At 70.3% G+C, this 13,540-nt stretch carries 17 protein-coding genes and 1 riboswitch; of the genes, 12 read left to right on the forward strand and 5 right to left on the reverse strand.

Annotation, left to right across the window (positions count from 1 at the left end; all coding sequences use genetic code 11):
* The coding region (locus Q8S40_RS12580; RefSeq protein ID WP_305670680.1) for a manganese efflux pump MntP family protein at nucleotides 1-417 on the reverse strand (417 nt) is incomplete at its 3' end.
* 189 nt (nucleotides 418-606) lie between these two features.
* Nucleotides 607-714: riboswitch (TPP riboswitch) on the forward strand.
* On the opposite strand from Q8S40_RS12580, the gene Q8S40_RS12585 reads away from it, so the two are divergent.
* The 4 genes from Q8S40_RS12585 to Q8S40_RS12600 all read left to right on the forward strand — a co-directional run bounded on the left by Q8S40_RS12585 (nucleotide 705) and on the right by Q8S40_RS12600 (nucleotide 3,690).
* Nucleotides 705-1,451 (forward strand): ABC transporter ATP-binding protein, encoded by a 747-nt coding sequence (locus Q8S40_RS12585; protein ID WP_305670681.1) that lies wholly within the window; start codon nucleotides 705-707, stop codon nucleotides 1,449-1,451. (Overlaps the previous riboswitch by 10 nt.)
* Nucleotides 1,448-2,206: an ABC transporter permease gene (locus Q8S40_RS12590; RefSeq protein WP_305670682.1), complete on the forward strand. Its 759-nt coding sequence runs from the start codon at nucleotides 1,448-1,450 to the stop codon at nucleotides 2,204-2,206. Before Q8S40_RS12585 ends, Q8S40_RS12590 begins: the two co-directional genes overlap by 4 nt.
* A complete protein-coding gene (locus Q8S40_RS12595) occupies nucleotides 2,203-3,165 on the forward strand; it encodes an ABC transporter substrate-binding protein (protein ID WP_305670683.1) in 963 nt (320 codons plus the stop codon). The genes Q8S40_RS12590 and Q8S40_RS12595 overlap by 4 nt, the downstream gene beginning before the upstream one ends.
* Nucleotides 3,166-3,219: 54 nt before the next feature.
* Complete coding sequence (locus tag Q8S40_RS12600; protein ID WP_305670684.1) at nucleotides 3,220-3,690, forward strand: DUF188 domain-containing protein; 471 nt, start codon at nucleotides 3,220-3,222, stop codon at nucleotides 3,688-3,690.
* Nucleotides 3,691-3,700: 10 nt separating this feature from the next.
* Here Q8S40_RS12600 and Q8S40_RS12605 read toward each other — a convergent pair whose 3' ends face one another.
* The 3 genes from Q8S40_RS12605 to phnF all read right to left on the reverse strand — a co-directional run bounded on the left by Q8S40_RS12605 (nucleotide 3,701) and on the right by phnF (nucleotide 6,612).
* Nucleotides 3,701-4,618, reverse strand: coding sequence for an OmpA family protein (locus tag Q8S40_RS12605; RefSeq protein ID WP_305670685.1), 918 nt, complete (start codon nucleotides 4,616-4,618; stop codon nucleotides 3,701-3,703).
* A gap of 77 nt (nucleotides 4,619-4,695) precedes the next feature.
* Nucleotides 4,696-5,847: an alpha-D-ribose 1-methylphosphonate 5-triphosphate diphosphatase gene (locus Q8S40_RS12610; RefSeq protein ID WP_305670686.1), complete on the reverse strand. Its 1,152-nt coding sequence runs from the start codon at nucleotides 5,845-5,847 to the stop codon at nucleotides 4,696-4,698.
* Nucleotides 5,848-6,612, reverse strand: a complete 765-nt coding sequence (gene phnF, locus Q8S40_RS12615; protein WP_305670687.1) for a phosphonate metabolism transcriptional regulator PhnF — start codon at nucleotides 6,610-6,612, stop codon at nucleotides 5,848-5,850. It abuts the gene before it with no gap.
* Between the two features lie 127 nt (nucleotides 6,613-6,739).
* Here phnF and phnG point away from each other — a divergent pair, with 127 nt between their 5' ends.
* The 8 genes from phnG to Q8S40_RS12655 are packed head-to-tail and all read left to right on the forward strand — an operon-like array spanning nucleotide 6,740 to nucleotide 13,020.
* A complete protein-coding gene (phnG, locus tag Q8S40_RS12620; protein ID WP_305670688.1) occupies nucleotides 6,740-7,207 on the forward strand; it encodes a phosphonate C-P lyase system protein PhnG in 468 nt (155 codons plus the stop codon).
* Complete coding sequence (phnH, locus tag Q8S40_RS12625; protein WP_305670689.1) at nucleotides 7,204-7,818, forward strand: phosphonate C-P lyase system protein PhnH; 615 nt, start codon at nucleotides 7,204-7,206, stop codon at nucleotides 7,816-7,818. Before phnG ends, phnH begins: the two co-directional genes overlap by 4 nt.
* A 3-nt stretch (nucleotides 7,819-7,821) precedes the next feature.
* A complete protein-coding gene (locus tag Q8S40_RS12630) occupies nucleotides 7,822-8,892 on the forward strand; it encodes a carbon-phosphorus lyase complex subunit PhnI (protein WP_305670690.1) in 1,071 nt (356 codons plus the stop codon).
* A complete protein-coding gene (locus tag Q8S40_RS12635; protein ID WP_305670691.1) occupies nucleotides 8,889-9,731 on the forward strand; it encodes an alpha-D-ribose 1-methylphosphonate 5-phosphate C-P-lyase PhnJ in 843 nt (280 codons plus the stop codon). Before Q8S40_RS12630 ends, Q8S40_RS12635 begins: the two co-directional genes overlap by 4 nt.
* Nucleotides 9,728-10,486: a phosphonate C-P lyase system protein PhnK gene (gene phnK / locus Q8S40_RS12640; protein ID WP_305670692.1), complete on the forward strand. Its 759-nt coding sequence runs from the start codon at nucleotides 9,728-9,730 to the stop codon at nucleotides 10,484-10,486. The genes Q8S40_RS12635 and phnK overlap by 4 nt, the downstream gene beginning before the upstream one ends.
* On the forward strand, nucleotides 10,483-11,181 hold the full coding sequence (gene phnL, locus Q8S40_RS12645) for a phosphonate C-P lyase system protein PhnL (protein WP_305670693.1): 699 nt from the start codon (nucleotides 10,483-10,485) through the stop codon (nucleotides 11,179-11,181). Before phnK ends, phnL begins: the two co-directional genes overlap by 4 nt.
* Before the next feature lie 8 nt (nucleotides 11,182-11,189).
* Nucleotides 11,190-12,317, forward strand: a complete 1,128-nt coding sequence (locus Q8S40_RS12650; protein WP_371136833.1) for an alpha-D-ribose 1-methylphosphonate 5-triphosphate diphosphatase — start codon at nucleotides 11,190-11,192, stop codon at nucleotides 12,315-12,317.
* 31 nt (nucleotides 12,318-12,348) lie between these two features.
* Nucleotides 12,349-13,020 carry a DUF1045 domain-containing protein gene (locus tag Q8S40_RS12655; RefSeq protein ID WP_305670694.1) on the forward strand — a complete coding sequence of 224 codons (672 nt, stop codon included), beginning with the start codon at nucleotides 12,349-12,351 and terminating at the stop codon, nucleotides 13,018-13,020.
* Here Q8S40_RS12655 and phnN read toward each other — a convergent pair.
* Nucleotides 12,959-13,537, reverse strand: coding sequence for a phosphonate metabolism protein/1,5-bisphosphokinase (PRPP-forming) PhnN (gene phnN, locus Q8S40_RS12660; protein ID WP_305670695.1), 579 nt, complete (start codon nucleotides 13,535-13,537; stop codon nucleotides 12,959-12,961). The genes Q8S40_RS12655 and phnN overlap by 62 nt on opposite strands.
* Between the last annotated feature and the right edge of the window lie 3 nt (nucleotides 13,538-13,540).

The raw sequence follows: 13,540 nt of genomic DNA on the forward strand, positions 1-13,540 counted from the left end.
TGCCGCAATGATCCCTGACGCGGTATAGATATCGGTTTGTAAAAAGGCAAATGTCACGCCGACCGCCATGGCATCGATACTGGTGCCGACCGCGATCGCCACCAGCATCCACACCGAATTGCGCCGCGGCGGCGCATCCGCCGTGCGGCGCAGCGCGGCGTAGAGGCAGTGCAGTCCGACCAGGCCGAGCAGGGTGAAGGCCACCCAATGGTCGATCGCCGAGATATACCCCGCCGCCAGGATGCCGATGGACCAGCCCAGGAGCGGCGTTGCCGTCTCCACAACCCCGAACACCGCCCCGGTCCGCAGCGCATCGCCCACGCGCACACGCTGCACGGTCGCACCCCGGCTGAGGGCGGCGGCGAAGGCATCCACGGACATGCCGAGGGCGAGGATGGTGATGGCGATGGGGGACATGACAGGCGGTCCGAAAGCGTGGTGCGTGCCTACGACCATACCCGGCCATTCGTCAATTTCTTATTTAAAATCAGAGACTTGTAGCAATCACCTACAAATGTTCCGCAAGCTACACAAGCGGGAGTGGGTGACGTTTCCGGGTCGCGGGTTGGGGGGTTGCCAGCCGCACGGCATCACCCCATACATCCCATCGTCATCGGGGGGAGCCCATTGGGGGCTGAGAGGCGGGGCAGTCCCCGCGACCCCACGAACCTGATCCGGGTCATGCCGGCGAAGGGAACGGTGTCGTGCTCGCGCTGCCCATACCCGGATTCCGTATTGCCTTGCCGCGTGGCCTCTCGCTTGGGGGGCAGGCCGTGCTGGGCGCGCTCGACCTGCATGTGCCGGGCGGGCGGACCACTGTGCTGCTTGGCCCCTCGGGGTCCGGCAAATCCACGCTGCTGCGCCTGGTCGCCGGATTGCTGCCGGTGCCGGAAGGCGGGTCCGTGCAGGCCGAGGACCATGCCCCGCTTGCCGGGCGCGTCGCCTACATGGCGCAGCAGGATCTGCTGGCGCCGTGGCGCGACGTGCTGGGCAACATCACCCTCGGCGCGCATCTGCGCGGCCAGGCGCCGGACCTGCCGCGGGCGCGTGCCATGCTGGCCGAGGTCGGGTTGGCGACCGGCGACCAGCAAAAACGCCCGGCGCAGCTTTCGGGTGGCATGCGCCAGCGCGTGGCCCTCGCCCGCACGCTGATGGAAGACCGCCCCCTGGTGCTGATGGATGAGCCCTTCAGCGCCGTGGATGCGCCGACGCGCCACCGCATGCAGTCGCTCTCCGCCCGGTTGCTGGCTGGCCGCACCGTGCTTCTGGTGACGCATGACCCGCTGGAGGCGCTGCGCCTGGCGGACCAGATTTTCGTCCTGACCGGCGCGCCCGCCGTGCCGGTGGCAGTGCCCGTTCCTGCCGGGGTGCCGCCACGCCCGGCCGGAGACCCGGCCCTGCTGGCGGCCCAGGCCGCGCTGCTGGAACGGCTGGCGGAGGCGGTGGCATGATCCGCGGATTCATCGCCGCCTTCGGGCTGGTCCTGCTGTGGCAGGGCTTTGTCTGGCTCACTGATGTGCCGCCCTTCCTGCTGCCGGCACCCTCCCGCGTGGCGCTGGCGCTGGCGGATCGGTGGGACAGCATCCTCCATCACGCGCTGATCACCGGCACCGAGATCCTGCTCGGCCTGGCGCTGGGCTCGCTGCTCGGCATCACCACCGCGCTGGTGCTGGTGGCGTGGCGGGAGGGGCGGCGCTGGCTGCTGCCGCTGCTGCTGATGAGCCAGGCGATTCCGGTCTTCGCCATCGCGCCGCTGCTGACGCTGTGGCTGGGCTTCGGCATCGCCAGCAAGGTGGCGATGGCCACCATGATCATCTTCTTCCCCGTCGCCACCGCCTTCTATGACGGGCTGCGGCGGACGGAGCCGGGGATGCTCGACCTGGCCGCCACCATGGGCGCCGGGCGGCTCGCCACGTTGTGGCGGGTGCGGGTGCCGGCGGCGCTGCCGGCGCTGGCCTCCGGCCTGCGCGTTGCCGCCGCCGTCGCGCCGATCGGCGCGGTGGTCGGCGAATGGGTCGGGGCCTCGGCGGGCCTTGGCTACCTGATGCTGCACGCCAATGGCCGCAGCCAGACGGATGTGATGTTCGCCGCGCTGTTCGTGCTGATGCTGATGGCGCTCACCCTGTGGTTCGCCACCGACTGGCTGCTGCGCCGGGCGATCCCGTGGCAGCCCGATTCCCTTCTCACCGAAAAGGTCACGACATGAAGCGCCTTGTTTTCGCGCTGGCTCTGCTGCTGGCGCCACTTCCCGCACTCGCACAGCCGGCGCCGACGCCGCTGACGGTGCTGCTGGACTGGTTCATCAACCCGGACCATCTGCCCATCATCATCGCCCAGGAACGCGGCGATTTCGCCCGGGCGAACCTGGATGTGCGGATCATCGCGCCGGCCGATCCGAACGACCCGCCGCGGCTGGTCGGTGCACGCCGCGCCGATATCGGCGTGTACTACCAGAAGAACCTGCACCTCGCGATCGACCAGGGCCTGCCGCTGATGCGCGTCGGCACGCTGGTGGCGACGCCGCTGTCGACCCTGACCGTGCTGCGGGATGGCCCGGTGCGCAGCCTGGCGGACCTCCGCGGCAAGCGCGTCGGCTATTCCGTCGCGGGGTTCGAGGAAGTGACGATGGGCGCGATGCTGGAGACGGTGGGCCTGACGCTGTCCGACATCCGGCTGGTCAACGTGAATTTCGGCCTGTCCTCGGCGCTGATGTCGGGCCAGGTGGATGCCATTCTCGGCGGCTTCCGCAATTTCGAGCTGCACCAGCTCGACATCGAGAACCGCCCCGGCCGCGCCTTCTTCCCCGAGCAATACGGCACGCCGGCCTATGACGAGCTGATCTACATCGCCCATCGGGACCGCGTGCAGGACCCGGCGCTGCGCCGCTTCATCGATGCGACGGAGGCCGCGACCCACTTCCTGCTGAACAACCCGGAGGAATCCTGGCGCATGTTCATCGCCGGCCCGCGGCGCGAGCTGGACAACGAGCTGAACCGCCGCGCCTTCGCCAGCACGGCGAACCGCTTCTCCCCCAGCCCCGGCGCACTGGACCGCAACCGCTATGAACGCTTCGCCCGCTTCCTGGCCGATCGCCGCATGATCCGCAGCATACCGGCGCTTGAGACCTATGCGGTGGAGCTGCCGCCCGCTACGCAAGGGCGGTGAGCCCATCGATGACCGGAGGGCGCAGGCGTAGCCGAGCACCGGAGGTCTAAATCGATGGGACAAGGCGAACCGCGGTTTCTGGTCGATGCCGATGCCTGCCCCGTGCGGGACGAAATCCTGCGCGTGGCGGGCCGCTTGGGCTTCGAGACCATCTTCATTTCCAACGGCTCCCGCCCCATCCGGCCACCGGGCGGGCGCACGCGGATCGTCATCGTCACCGATGGCGCGGACAAGGCGGATGACTGGATCGCCGATGAGGCGACGCCCACGGATATCTGCCTGACCGCCGATATCCCCCTCGCCGCCCGCTGCCTGGCCAAGGGCGCCTTCGCACTGAACTTCAAGGGCCATCCCTGGACCGAGAACAACATCGGCAGCGCCCTGGCGGGCCGTGCCATGTCGCAGCATCTGCGGGAGATGGGCATGGGCGGCGGCCCGCCACCGATGGCGGGGGCGGACAAATCGCGCTTTCTCAACGCGCTGGATGCGATGGCGCAGGCGGCGATCCGGCGGGCGAAAGGCTGAAGCCGGGGCCTCAGGGGCGCACCAGCTCCACCCGCCGGTTGCGGGCGCGGCCTTCCGGGGTGGCGTTGTCCGCCACCGGCTGCGCCTGGCCAAACCCTTCCGCGGTCAGCCGCGCCGGGTCGATGCCGTGGCGCTCGACCAGGGCTTCCCGCACCCGTGCGGCCCTGCGCCGCGACAGCGCCAGGTTGAAGGCGGCCGCGCCCTCGGCATCCGTGTGACCCTCCACCCGCAACCGCAGCCCGGGCTGGCTTTGCAGCAGGGCGGCGGCCTGCGCCAGCGCGGCATCGGATTCCGGGCGCAGCGTGTCCTCGCCTGTGTCGAAGAAGACGCCGGGCAGCGTGGCGCGGCCGCTGCGGTCCAGCTCCGCCGCCAGCGTCGCGGCATCGGGCGCGACCATCTGCGTCTGCATCGGCGCCACTTCCAGCACATGCACCAGGGTGCGCTGCGGGGTGACACCGATGGCGATGAAGGCCTCCGTCGCCACGGTGGCGATTTGGCCCGTGGCGTAGCGGACATCGCCGCCGGCGCCGACATTCATGCGGTTCACCCCGTCCCAGCCCCGCCCCTGCGGCGTGCGTGCGGTGCTGCCGCAGGCGGCGCGGCCGGCGCATTCCCAATCGAGCCGGAAGCCGGGCTGTGCCTGCAGCGCGGCCAGGTAGTTGCGCAGAACCTCCAATGTCGAGCGGCCGGGCGGATTGTTGTAGGCCAGCCGGGTCAGCTTGCCCTCCCGCAACTCGATCAGCGGCGTGCCGTCCTCAAAGCCGATGATCCGCGGATATATGGTGAAGGCCTCCTCCACCCGGTCGCGCAGGGTGGCCCCTTCGTAGCGGCCGACCAGCGGATGGTCGGCCTGGGCGCGGGCCTCGACCCAGGGCAGCAGCACGGGCAGCAGCACGCCCATCAGCATGGCGAGGGCACGTCGCGTCATGGCCCATCTCCTTCCATGCCAGGCCATAGCCGATCCTGGTGCAGCCCCTCCATTGGCAAGCGCGTGAGGGGGATGGCTCAGCCAACCCGTCCCGCCGCCTCCGCCGCCAGCCAGGCCAACGCGCCGGCGCAGAAGGTGGCAACCGGCGCGCGCCGCACCGGGTCCACCACCACCACGTCGCCCCGCAGCCCCGGCGCGATGCGCCCACGGTCGGCGAGGCCCGCCGCCGCCGCCGGGTTGGCGGAGACCAGCGCCCAGGCGGCGGGCAAATCCAGCACGCCGCGCCCGGCCAGGACAAAGGCGGCTTCCAGCATCGCCGGCCAGTAGTAGTCCGAGGCCAGGATGGTCACGAGGCCCTGTTCCGCCATCGGCGCGGCGGAGCCCCAGCCGAGATGGCTGCCGCCGCGCACCACATTCGGCGCCCCCATCACCACCGGCTCCCCGGCTTCCCGCGCCGCATGGGCCACCGGCTCCGCCACCGGAAACTCGCAGATCCGCGCGCCCAGCGCCCGGAAGCCGGCGCGGGCCTCGGGGGTGGCGTCGTCATGGCTCAGCATGGGGATGCCGGCGGCGCGGGCGGCCGCCGCCAGCCGGGCCTGGGCGGCCGGAACCTCCGCCCGCCGCGCCATGGCGGCTTCGGCCATCCGGGCGAACGCGGCCACCGCGACGCCGCCGCGCTGGGCATAGGCCGCCGCCTTGGCCGGGTCGGACAGGCGCTTCAGGATGCTCGGCGTGTGGTCGTTGAAGGCGAGCAGCGCGACGCGGCCGGCCGCCATGTCGCCCAGCAACTCCTCCACCACGTCGAGATTATCGGCCTCGTGCCGGCAATGGATGCGGAGGTCGCAGCCGCATCCATTACCGCCCTGGCCGCGCAGCGCCTCCACCGCCGCCAGCGTGGCGCGCCAGGCGACGATGCCGCGCAGGCCAGGCTCCCAGGACAGGGTCACGCCGAGGCAGGCAGTGGTGATTCCGGCGGCCAGAAGCTGCGCCGCCGAATCGCGCATCGCCAGCGCGGGCGGGAAGCCGATGCCGGGGCGCGGCTGCATCTGCCGCTCATGCGCGTCGCCATGGATATCGACCAGGCCGGGCAGTACGTATAATCCGCTGGCATCAAAGCGACGCGCGCCTGATGCGGAGGTGGCGGCCACCTTCCCTTCAGCCAGCGCCACAGCTTCCGGCCGCAGCGCGCCATCGAGCAGCGCGTCGCCGCCCGCGATCAACCAGCTCATTCAGGACTCCACGACAAGCTGCGCCCGGCCCGCGGCGTAGCGGCCGATGGTGAGGTCCACCACCTCCCCGGCCGGATCGGTATTGATGCCCTCCGTCACCAGCACCGGGCGGTTGCGGGATTGCTGCAGAAGCTCCGCCTCCTCCGGCGTTGGCAGGCGGGCGGTGATGCGGGTGATGCGGCGGCGGTAATCCGGCACGCCGCAGGCGGTCAGCGCCGTGGTGATGGAGGGGTCCTGGCGCAGCAGTTCCGGCAGCCTGCCAAAGCGCGTCGCCGGGAAATGGTGGGTGCCGAGCACCAGCGGCCGGCCATCGGAGAGCGACAGGCGCTCCACCACGATCACCGGCCGGCCGCGGCGGATGCCGAGCTGTTCGGCCAGCCCCGTCTCGGCCGCCATTTCGGACACGCGCAGGATGCGCCCGCCAGGCTCGCGGTTCTGCCGGCGGATGATCTCGGAGAAGCGGGTGCGCGGGCCGAGGCTGTAATCCACCACATCCTCGGCCACGAAGCTGCCGCGGCCCTGTTCGATGCGGACCAGGCCGCGGCCTTCCAACTCCTCCATCGCGCGGCGCACGGTGTGGCGGTTGACGTTGTACAGCCCGGCGAGGTCGGCCTCCGTCGGCAGGCGGCCACCGGGGGCGTGGGTGCCGCTGGCGATGTCCCGCTCCAGCCGCTGGGCGATCTGCCGCCACAGCGCGACACCCTGGCCACGCGCGAGCAGACCGCCGGCGGGCAGGGTTTCGCGCCCGTTCGGGTCGTCCGTCATGGCGTGGGATGACCCCTTGCTGCCTGGTTCGTCATGGAAAGTTCAAACCCCTCCCGGCCGGCTTGTGCGAGTTTTGCTTGACCTTATCGGGGCGGATGACTAGTTGTCTAGACAAATAGAGCGCCCCATGACCGAGACCCTGGCACCCCCCCTTCCCGATCCTCCCGCACGTCGCCGCTGGATGTCCATCCTGGCCCGCGCCGGCGCGGACGAGATCGCCGCGCGGCTGGACCACCTGCCCGCCCTGCCCGGCCACAAGCGCCTGCGCGGGCCGGAGACCGGGCTGGTGATGGTGCGCGGCCGCACCGGCGGCGATGGCGCGCCCTTCAACCTGGGTGAGATGACCGTGACGCGCTGCGCCGTGCGGCTGGCGGATGGCACGGTGGGGCATGGCTATGTCGCCGGCCGCGATGCGCGCCAGGCGGAGCTGGCCGCGCTGCTGGATGCGCTGATGCAGGACCCGGCACGGGCGCCGGCGCTGGAGGCGGCGGTGATCGGCCCGCTGGAACAGGCCCAGTCCGAGCGCCGCGCGGCCCAGGCCCGCAAGGCAGCCGCAACGCGCGTGGAGTTCTTCACCATGACCCAGATGCGATGAGCACGAACGCCCCGGGCGCCACCGGCACCAAATCTCCGGGCGCCACCAGCACCACCTTCCCCGGCTTCGCCGACCCGGTGTTGGACGCGCAGGCCAGCTTCCGCGCTGTACTCCAGGCGATGAGCCGCCCCGGCCAGGTGCAGCGCGTGCCGCATCCGCCGGAGCTGCCGCCGGGCCTTTCGCCGGCCGCCGCTGCCGTGCTGCTGACCCTGGTGGATGCCGAGACGCGGCTATGCCTCAATGCCGGCCCCGTCGCCGCGGCCTGGGTGCGCTTCCATTGCGGCGCGCCACTGGTGGCCGCCGGGGCCGCGCAATTCGTGCTGGATTCAGAAGCCGGCCTGCTGGCGCTCGACCCGGGGAATGAGGAGGAGCCGGAGCGTGGCGCCACCCTGATCCTGGAGGTGGCGGCGCTGGCCGAAGGCAGCGGCTGGAAGCTGACCGGGCCGGGCATCCGGGACGAACATCGGCTGCAGGTGCGCGGCGCCCCTGCGAACTTCCTGGCCGACTGGGTCACGAACCGCGCGCGCACGCCTTGCGGGGTGGATGTGATTCTCTGCGCGGGCGACGCCATCGCCGCCCTGCCGCGCAGCGTCGCGATCGAGGAAGGCTGAGCCATGTATGTCGCGACCAAGGGCGGTGAGCGGGCGATCGGCGCCGCCCATGCCTGGCTGAATGAGGCCCGCCGCGGCGATCCTGCTCTCCCCGAACTCACCGCCGCCCAGGTGGAGGCGCAGCTTGGTCTCGCGGTGGACCGGGTGATGGCGGAAGGGTCGTGCCACGACCGCGGCCTCGCGGCGCTGGCGGTGAAGCAATCCCGCGGCGACCTGATCGAGGCCGCCTTCCTGCTGCGCGCCTATCGCACCACCCTGCCCCGCTTCGGCGCCAGCCAGCCGCTGGACACCAACGCCATGACCATCCAGCGCCGCATTAGCGCCACCTACAAGGACCTGCCCGGCGGCCAGGTGCTCGGCCCGACCTTCGACTACACCCACCGCCTTCTCGACTTTCGTCTGGCTGCGGCGGGCGGGTTGCCCAGCGGGGCGCCCGAAGCGGAGCCCAGCACGGAAGCCACGCCGCGCGTCACGGAAATGCTGGCGCGCGAAGGCCTGATGCAGCGCGAGCCGGCCTGCGAGGATGAGCCGGGCGATTTGACGCGGGAGCCTTTGTCCTTCCCCGCCGATCGTTCCCTGCGCCTGCAGGCGCTGGCGCGCGGCGATGAGGGTTTCCTGCTGTCGCTCGGCTACTCCACCCAGCGCGGCTACGGCAACAACCACCCCTTCGTCGGCGAAATCCGCATGGGCGAGGTGGCGGTGGGCTTCACGCCGCCGGAGCTCGGCTTCGAGATCGACCTCGGCGACATCACCGTCACAGAATGCCAGATGGTGAACCAGTTCAAGGGCAGCCGCACGGAGCCGCCGCAATTCACCCGCGGCTACGGCCTGGTCTTCGGCCATGGCGAGCGCAAGGCGATGTCCATGGCGCTGGTGGACCGGTCGCTGCGCGCGGCGGATCTCGGCGAGGCTGCTGATGCGCCGGCGCAGCAGCAGGAATTCGTTCTGTCGCATTGCGACAATGTGGAGGCCACAGGCTTCGTCGAGCATCTGAAGCTGCCGCACTACGTCGATTTCCAGTCGGAACTGGAGAACGTGCGGACCATGCGGGCAAGCGTGGAGGCGGCGAAGTGAGCGGCTACAACTTCGCCTATCTGGATGAGAGCACAAAGCGGATGATCCGGCGCGCCATCCTGAAGGCCGTCGCCATCCCCGGCCACCAGGTGCCCTTCGGGTCACGCGAAATGCCGCTGCCCTATGGCTGGGGCACGGGCGGCATCCAGGTGACGGCGGCGGTGCTCGGCCCCACCGATGTGCTCAAGGTGATCGACCAGGGCAGCGACGACACCACCAATGCCGTCTCCATCCGCGCCTTCTTCCGCCGCACCGCCGGCATCGCGACAACGGAAAGCACGGACGCCGCCACCATCATCCAGACGCGCCACCGCATCCCCGAACGCAAGCTGCGGGAGGATCAGATCCTGGTCTACCAGGTGCCGATCCCGGAACCTCTCGGCCGGCTGGAACCCCGCATCGCGGAAACGCGGCGGATGCATGGCATGGCCGATTACGGGCTGATGCATGTGAAGCTGTACGAGGACATCGCCCGCCACGGCCATATCGCCACCAGCTACAGCTACCCGGTGATGGTCAATGGCCGGTACCTGATGTCGCCCTCCCCCATCCCGGCCTTCGACAATCCGAAGATGGACCAGATGCCGGCGCTGCAGCTGTTCGGCGCCGGGCGGGAAAAGCGGATCTACGCCGTGCCGCCCTATACATCGGTGAAGAGCCTGGATTTCGACGACCACCCCTTCCGGCCGATCCGCGCGCCACATGCCTGCGAGCTGTGCGGATCGCGCGACACCTATCTGGACGAAGTGCTGACGGATGATGTCGGCGGTCGGATTTTCGTGTGTTCCGATACGGATTTCTGCGCGGAGCGGCAGGCGATGAAGGAAGCGGCGGAATGAGCACGCCCCTCCTCACCGCCCGCGACCTGACCCTCCGCTTCGGCCGCATCGCCGCGCTGGATGGCGTGGGTCTGGAAATTCATCCCGGCGAGGTGGTCGCCATCGTCGGGGAATCCGGCAGCGGCAAGACCACGCTGCTGCGCGTGCTGTCGGGCCTGATGCGCCCGGATGGCGGCGAGGTCAGTTACCTCGGCCAGGACGTGCTCGGCATGAGCGAGGCCGCACGCCGCCGGCTGATGCGGACCGAATGGGGTTTCGTGCATCAGAACCCGCGCGATGGGCTGCGCATGGCGGTCTCCGCCGGTGGCAATATCGGCGAGCGGCTGATGGCCACCGGCGCCCGCCATTACGGCAATATCCGCGAGCAGGCCGCCCATTGGCTGACCCGCGTCGAGATCGACCCCGCGCGGATGGATGAGGTCCCGGCCAAATTCTCCGGCGGCATGCAGCAGCGCCTGCAGATCGCCCGCACCTTGGTGACCCTGCCAAAACTGGTCTTCATGGATGAGCCGACGGGCGGCCTCGACGTCTCCGTCCAGGCCCGGTTGCTGGATTTGATCCGGGCGCTGGTCGCCGATCTCGGCCTCGCCGTGCTGATCGTCACGCATGACATCGCCGCGGCAAGGCTGCTGGCGCACCGGATGCTGGTGATGCGGCATGGCGTGGTGGTGGAAAGCGGCCTGACGGACCGGGTGCTGGACGACCCGCAGCACCCCTATACGCAGCTTCTGGTCTCCTCGGTGCTGGCGGCATGACCATCTCCCTGGCCACCGAGGGTCTTTCCAAGGTTTTTCGTCTGTTTCTGCAAGGCGATGTCCGCATCCCCGTCCTCGCCGATGTGGATTTTGCCGTGCATCCCGGCGAATGCGTGGCGCTCACCGGACCTTCCGGCGCCGGAAAGTCCACGCTGATGCGCTGCCTCTACGGCAATTACGGCGCCGGGTCCGGCCGCATCCTGGTCCGCCATCGCGGCGCGCTGGTGGACCTGGCCGCCGCCGACCCGATGCTGGTGCGGGAGATACGGCGGGAGACGCTGGGCTATGTCTCCCAGTTCCTGCGCGTCATCCCCCGCATCGGCGCCCGCGACATCGTGGCGGAACCGCTGCGCGCGCGAGGCGTGGCGCCGGAAGCCGCGCTGGCGCGCGCCACGGAGTTGCTGACCCGCCTCAACCTGCCGCCCCGCCTGCACGGACTGCCACCCGCCACCTTCTCCGGCGGCGAGCAGCAGCGTATCAACCTGGCGCGTGGCTTTGCCGCGGACTACCCCGTGCTGCTGCTCGATGAGCCCACCGCCAGCCTCGACCCGGTGAACCGCCAGGTGGTCGTGACGCTGATCGCGGAGGCCAAGGCCCGTGGCGCGGCGCTGATCGGCATCTTCCACGACACCGAAATCCGCGACCAGGTGGCCGATCGCCTGTTCGAAGTTTTGCCAATCCAGGACGCCGCATGACCTCCGAGATGATTCTGACCAACGCGCTTCTGGTTCTGCCGGGCGAGGTGCTGCCCGGCACGCTGGTGATCCGCGGCGACCGCATCGCCGAAATCCAGCCCGGCCGCAGCCACGCCCCCGGCGCCATCGACCTGGACGGCGACCACCTGATCCCCGGCATCGTCGATGTACATACCGACAATCTGGAACGCCAGGTGCAACCGCGTGCCACCGCGCGCTGGCCGTCCCGCTCCGCCATGCTGGCGCATGACAGCCAGACGGCAGCCGCTGGCGTGACCACGGTGCTGGACGCGCTGTGCCTCGGCGACCTCGGCTTCGATGCCGGCCGCACCCAAACCTTCGTGGAGGGTGTGCAGGACCTGGACGCGCTGACCGGCACCGGCCTGCTGAAATCGGACCATTTCCTGCATCTGCGCTGCGAAATCCCGGCCGCCGACATGCGGGAACTGGTGGAGATGGCGGCCGACCATCCGCTGGTTCGCATGGTCAGCTTCATGGATCACTCGCCGGGCGTCGGCCAGTACCGGGACGTGGAACGCTACCGCCAGATGCGCATCCGGGGCGGCAAGACGGCCGAGGAGGTCGACAAGCGCATCACCGAATTGCTGGAGACGCGGGAAAGGCTGCTGGAGCCGAACCGCCGCTGGCTGCTGGACCGCGTGGCGCATCGCAAGCTGCCGCTGGCCAGCCACGATGATGACAGCCCCGAGGGTATCGCCCGCAATGCCGCGGATGGCATCACCATCAGCGAATTCCCGGTGACGCTGGAGGCCGCCCGAGCTGCGAAGAAGCTCGGCGTGCAGGTGATCGCCGGCGCGCCCAACATCGTCCGCGGCGGCAGCCATTCCGGCAATGTGGCGGTCTCCGACCTGATGCATGACCAGGCAGTGGATGTGCTGGCCAGCGACTATGTGCCGCCCGCCATGGTCGAGGCCGCCTGGCTCGCCGCCGGCCAGGGCCACACCACCCTGCCGGCCGCCATCGCGATGATCACCGGCACCGCCGCCCAGATGGCGGGCTTCACCGATCGCGGGCGGTTGGAGGCCGGGCTGCGGGCAGACCTGGTGCAGATCCGGCCGCATGAGGGGCACGCGGTGGTGCGCAGGGTCTGGCGCGCGGCGGAGCGGATCGCATGATGCGAGCGGATCATGCAAAGAGGCGCGCCTGATGCGCGCCGGCATCTACTGGGCGCCACGCCTCGAAGACCCGCTGCATAAGCTTGGTTCGCAATGGCTGGGGCGGGATACGGAGACCGGCGCCACCCTGGCGCAGCCCGGCCTGCCCGGCCTCGACATTGCCGAGATCACCAGGGATGCGCGCGGCTACGGCCTGCACGGCACGATGAAGCCGCCCTTCCGCATCGCCACCAGCTATGCGGCGCTGCGGGCGGATGCGATGGCCCTGGCGCTGCGGACCCGGCCCTTCGCCCTGCCGCCGCTGCAACTGGCCGAGCATCACGGTTTCCTGGCGCTGCTGGAGACCCAGCGTTCGGCGGAGTTGCAGGCACTGTGCGATGCCTGCGTCGCCGGCCTCGACGCGCATCGCGTGCCGCCGGCGGAAGACGAGATCGCCCGCCGCAAGCCCGAACGCATGACCGATCGGCAGCGGGACAACCTGCACCGCTGGGGCTACCACTATGTCTTCGAGGAATGGTGGTTCCACGTCACCCTGAGCCGCCGGCTGAACGAGGCGGAAATGGCCGTGGTGCGCCCGGCGCTGGCCGCCCATCTCGGCGATGTGCCGGCGCAGCCGCGCCGGGTGACAGAGATCTGCCTGTTCACCCAGGCGGGACCGGGCGCACCCTTTCTGCTGGCCGAGCGTCTGCCGCTGCTCGGTTGAGGGCTTCCAGAACCCGCGCCACGCCCTGTTCCACGCTGCCGTCATTCTGCACCGTCTCGACCTGCAGGGTGGCGGGCAGCGCGGCCTCCCGCGCCAGGCGGGCCTCGATATCGGCAGCCGATTCGCGGCCCCGGGCGGCCAGCCGCGCCGCCAGCACGGATGGCGGGGCGGTGATGTTCAGGATGCGGGTTGGGTAGCGCGTGGCCGCTTCCGCCAGCACGGTGCGGGACAGGTTGGCGACCACCACGCGGCCCTCCGCCATCGCCACCTCCATGGCGGAGGGGATGCCGTAGTGCAGCCCATGCGCCTCCCACCACAGGGCGAAGCCGCCTTCCTGCTGCAACCGGCGGAATTCCGCGATGCTGATCGGGACATGGTTTTCGCCGCCCGCCTCGGCGGGGCGGGTGATGTGGCGGCGGGCGAAGATGAAGCGGGCATCACGCGCCAGCAGCAGCCGGGCGGCTTCCATCAGCGTATCCTTGCCCGCCCCGGAGGGCCCGACCACCGGTACCAGCATTCT

Source organism: Falsiroseomonas sp. (genome assembly GCF_030695085.1).
GTDB lineage: Bacteria > Pseudomonadota > Alphaproteobacteria > Acetobacterales > Acetobacteraceae > Falsiroseomonas.

Excerpts from the sequence above, each read along its gene's own strand:
- Q8S40_RS12610 (WP_305670686.1), bottom strand. The coding sequence starts at position 5,847 with ATGAGCTGGTTGATCGCGGGCGGCGACGCGCTGCTCGATGGCGCGCTG.
- phnN (WP_305670695.1), bottom strand. The coding sequence starts at position 13,537 with ATGCTGGTACCGGTGGTCGGGCCCTCCGGGGCGGGCAAGGATACGCTG.
- phnG (WP_305670688.1), top strand. The coding sequence starts at position 6,740 with ATGACCGAGACCCTGGCACCCCCCCTTCCCGATCCTCCCGCACGTCGC.
- Q8S40_RS12600 (WP_305670684.1), top strand. The coding sequence starts at position 3,220 with ATGGGACAAGGCGAACCGCGGTTTCTGGTCGATGCCGATGCCTGCCCC.
- Q8S40_RS12650 (WP_371136833.1), top strand. The coding sequence starts at position 11,190 with ATGATTCTGACCAACGCGCTTCTGGTTCTGCCGGGCGAGGTGCTGCCC.
- phnF (WP_305670687.1), bottom strand. The coding sequence starts at position 6,612 with ATGACGGACGACCCGAACGGGCGCGAAACCCTGCCCGCCGGCGGTCTG.
- Q8S40_RS12655 (WP_305670694.1), top strand. The coding sequence starts at position 12,349 with ATGCGCGCCGGCATCTACTGGGCGCCACGCCTCGAAGACCCGCTGCAT.
- Q8S40_RS12630 (WP_305670690.1), top strand. The coding sequence starts at position 7,822 with ATGTATGTCGCGACCAAGGGCGGTGAGCGGGCGATCGGCGCCGCCCAT.
- phnK (WP_305670692.1), top strand. The coding sequence starts at position 9,728 with ATGAGCACGCCCCTCCTCACCGCCCGCGACCTGACCCTCCGCTTCGGC.
- Q8S40_RS12595 (WP_305670683.1), top strand. The coding sequence starts at position 2,203 with ATGAAGCGCCTTGTTTTCGCGCTGGCTCTGCTGCTGGCGCCACTTCCC.
- Q8S40_RS12605 (WP_305670685.1), bottom strand. The coding sequence starts at position 4,618 with ATGACGCGACGTGCCCTCGCCATGCTGATGGGCGTGCTGCTGCCCGTG.
- phnL (WP_305670693.1), top strand. The coding sequence starts at position 10,483 with ATGACCATCTCCCTGGCCACCGAGGGTCTTTCCAAGGTTTTTCGTCTG.
- phnH (WP_305670689.1), top strand. The coding sequence starts at position 7,204 with ATGAGCACGAACGCCCCGGGCGCCACCGGCACCAAATCTCCGGGCGCC.
- Q8S40_RS12590 (WP_305670682.1), top strand. The coding sequence starts at position 1,448 with ATGATCCGCGGATTCATCGCCGCCTTCGGGCTGGTCCTGCTGTGGCAG.